The 3,240-nt window shown below is 50.1% G+C and carries 5 protein-coding genes and 1 other RNA gene; 2 read left to right on the forward strand and 4 right to left on the reverse strand.

The genetic code is table 11. From position 1 onward, the window contains the following. Positions 1–467: tRNA adenosine(34) deaminase TadA (tadA, locus tag WBV27_RS06170; protein WP_424200360.1), on the forward strand; the 467-nt coding region annotated here is incomplete at its 5' end. Between the two features lie 41 nt (positions 468–508). Continuing rightward, positions 509–595: signal recognition particle sRNA small type (gene ffs, locus WBV27_RS06175), an RNA gene on the forward strand. Between the two features lie 81 nt (positions 596–676). Here ffs and WBV27_RS06180 read toward each other — a convergent pair. The 4 genes from WBV27_RS06180 to WBV27_RS06195 all read right to left on the reverse strand — a co-directional run. Further along, positions 677–1,066 carry a general stress protein gene (locus tag WBV27_RS06180; protein WP_424200362.1) on the reverse strand — a complete coding sequence of 130 codons (390 nt, stop codon included), beginning with the start codon at positions 1,064–1,066 and terminating at the stop codon, positions 677–679. Positions 1,067–1,131: 65 nt separating this feature from the next. Next, positions 1,132–1,476, reverse strand: coding sequence for a hypothetical protein (locus WBV27_RS06185; RefSeq protein WP_424200364.1), 345 nt, complete (start codon positions 1,474–1,476; stop codon positions 1,132–1,134). A 122-nt stretch (positions 1,477–1,598) separates the two neighbouring features. Then, the gene (locus WBV27_RS06190; protein WP_424200366.1) at positions 1,599–2,021 is read right to left on the reverse strand and encodes a hypothetical protein; all 423 of its coding nucleotides are present in this window, start codon (positions 2,019–2,021) and stop codon (positions 1,599–1,601) included. Beyond that, positions 1,990–3,240: Y-family DNA polymerase (locus WBV27_RS06195; protein ID WP_424200368.1), on the reverse strand; the 1,251-nt coding region annotated here is incomplete at its 5' end. The genes WBV27_RS06190 and WBV27_RS06195, both read right to left, overlap by 32 nt.

Raw genomic sequence — 3,240 nt, forward strand, 5'->3', positions numbered from 1 at the left:
AAAAGGCTGCGGCCATGGGAGAAGTGCCGATCGGAGCGGTGATCGTCTGGAAGGGCGAAATCATCGGGCGCGGGCACAATGAGCGCGAAGTGACGAATGATGCGACGACGCATGCGGAAATGACGGCGATCAAGCAAGCCAATGCGTTCAAGCAGAATTGGCGGCTCGAGGAAGCGGAGCTTTATGTGACGCTTGAGCCTTGTCCGATGTGCTGCGGGGCCATCCTGTTGTCGCGGATCAAAAAAGTCTATTATGGCGCATCCGACCTGAAAGGCGGTACGGCAGGCACTTTGATGAACCTGCTCCAGGATGAACGCTTCAACCATCAGAGCGAGGTCGAACGTGGTGTGCTGGAGGAAGAGTGCCGGACACTGCTGCAGGATTTTTTCCGGGCTCTGCGCAAAGAACGCAAGGAAAATAGCCGGAAGCATCTCCGCGAACATATGCAGGAAGAAAACAAAGGCTAGCTTTTTCTTTTTGGCTATGGTATGATAAGAAATGCCGAAAGGCCTTATCGCAATGGCGATCTTATGAATTGAGTCAGATCCGGAAGGAAGCAGCTATAAGTAGGTATCGCCATGTGCTGTAAGTTATTATAACTTATACAAAGAAGCAGGAAAAACCGTCCAACGGTTCTCCTGCTTCTTTTTTTTTGCTTCGATTTTGTTTTCTTTCGCTAAACTGACTGTTGCTGTTCCGCATCGTCAACGATGATTAAAATATTCCCTTCCTCCAATTCGGAGAAGTATCCTTGCATCTTGCGTTCCTGTTCTTCTTCTTGCTCCGGTGACAACTGCGGATAAGGATGCTGAGGGGATGGTTCGTAGAGAGCTTCCTCATCGAAGGACGGGTAGAGCGGGGCGAGATCCTTCCAGCCCGCATTCTCATCGTGGCCTGTTTCGGTGATGACTTCAATGGTGGTTTCTTTTGCCAGCCGTTCCTTTTTTTTCGATGAATTGGTCACCAGAAGCAGATTGGCTTCCTTATGCCCTTTTTCGAGAAGTGTTTTAACAGCTGCCTCCACAGCTTCGACGGTCGCGTACGATCCTGCCACAAATTTTGGCATATGATTTCAGTCCTTTCCTGTTTCATGGTTTTACAGAGCTATTTGATGGGATGCATAGAAAATTGTTATTCGTCCGCTTCCTTTGTGATGATGACGATGCTGCCGTTCTCGATGGCAGCGATGCGGTCCGCAAGAAAGTCCATGCCGTTGGGGAAAGTCCCGGTCTTTTTTTGGAAATATTCGTATTGCTTCAGGTTGAACAGATTGTTGACCTTTTCCAGCAACGAGTGGCTTGAGAAAATCGCACCGTCCGCACCGCGAAGATCCCAATTCTGCAAGATAGTTTCTTGGCTGGCATGGTTCGTCACCAAGGTGATCTGTTCTTTCGTATAGCCTTCTTTATGCAGTTCCTCTACAGCTCGTTTGCATTCTTCAATGGATCCGACATGGGCTTGGATAATATAAGTCATGATGTTGTCCTCCTTCTCAAGAGAAAAGAAAGCGTTCTCTTTTGATTTGAGTATAAGCCTTTGCATCAAAAAAGACAACAATCGCACTGTTAATGCTGTTCGCATGCCGCTTCCCTTTTGGATCAGTATTGATTTTGTTTGAACACCGCCACTTTTGACCATTTATCCTGGTACAGAATATGCACATTGCGGATGCGGTCGAGCGGAACCCATGCTTCGCCGATCAGGATTTCATCCTCTCCGCAATAGCCTTTAAAAAAGCCTTCAATGGACTCTGTTTGACGCCCGAAGCGATCTTTTTGGTTCAGTTGGATTGATACACGGCGATTTTTTTTCAAGGCTACGGCCAAGGTTTCATCGATTTCGGCAGGGCTCAGCTGAGGGAGGATCGGGATGTCCTTCATGGCTTCTGCTTTTCCTGCAGAGATGGACTTCACAAGTTCATCCATCGCGTAGGCCGTTACCCATTTGATCATGCCGCGGTCATGGTAGTCGTTGTAGTCCTCAAATACCTTATCCGTCCGTTTTCTTGGTTCTTTTAGCATTTTCTTCCCCTTCCTCCAATCCGGCCATACCGCCCGCGTGTCCACCCACCAACGAGCTGCGCGCTATCGCACGGCCACCTTCCAATAGGCTGACTGCCCGCACGAGTGAGCGGAACCCGTATTTTTTGCGGATCGAATCCACAATCAGATCCTTCTTTTGCTCGTTTACTTGTTCATCAGGCTCCTGAAACAGGTCCAGCTGCAGAAAATCCGTGTAGATCAGATTTCCGGCACCTACGCCGACGTTCCGGATCGACTGGTCTTTGTAATGTTGGTCAAAAATCATCAGGATATGGGCCACCAGCTCACTCGAGGCGTTGGTGGGCGGGATTTTTAGCTGCTGATGAAATCCTGTCCGGCCCAGCTGATCGATGTAGTTGATACTGTAGCCGATGCTCAAGCTCACAAGCTGGGTCTTGGCTCCGGATTTTCGCAGGCGCGTCGCCACCTGGTCGGCCATTTCAATCAGGACGATCTCGATTTCGGAGCGCACCACATAATCCTTGTTGAGCACCTGTGAATTGCCGATGGATTTTGAGCTGACTTTGACTTTTTCCCCCAGAAAGCTGCGGTCGATCCCCCAACTGTGAGCGTACAGCTGCGCGCCCATGACGCCGAGCTTGCTCTTCAAATAATAGTAATTGGTGTGCGCCAAGTCATAGATTGAGGAGATGCCCAACTGGTTGAGCCGCAGCTGGGTCCGTTTGCCGATGCCCCAAAAATCGGTCATGTCCGGGATCTTCCAAATGGTTTCGGGAATATCCGGATAACGCCATTCAGCGATCATGTCCGGCTGGTGCTTGGCCGCGTTATCGAGCGCCAGCTTCGCCAGTAGCGGGTTGTCGCCGATGCCGATCGTTGTGTAGATGCCGGTCGTCTGCAATACGTCCGCCTGGATGAGTTTGGCCATTTCGTAAGCCGAGTTTTTCCCGAAAAGTTTCTGGGCGCCGGTGATATCGACAAAACTCTCGTCAACTGAATAGACATGGTGATTGTCTTCATCCGCATACTTCTTGTAGATGTTGTTGATTTCAGTATTTTTCTGCATGTACAGCCGCATCTGTGGCGCCGCAATCACCAGTCCCGGCGGATAAGGGAAGGGCAAGTCCCTGGCCCGACTGATGTTCGATATCCCGTAAGCCTTTTTGGCAGCGGGAGAAGAGGCCAAAATCAATCCACTGCCGCGTTCTTTCGGATCGGCTGAGGGATAGCTCATGAC

The sequence above is a fragment of the Trichococcus sp. genome, assembly GCF_049589555.1.
Taxonomy (GTDB): Bacteria; Bacillota; Bacilli; order Lactobacillales; family Aerococcaceae; genus Trichococcus.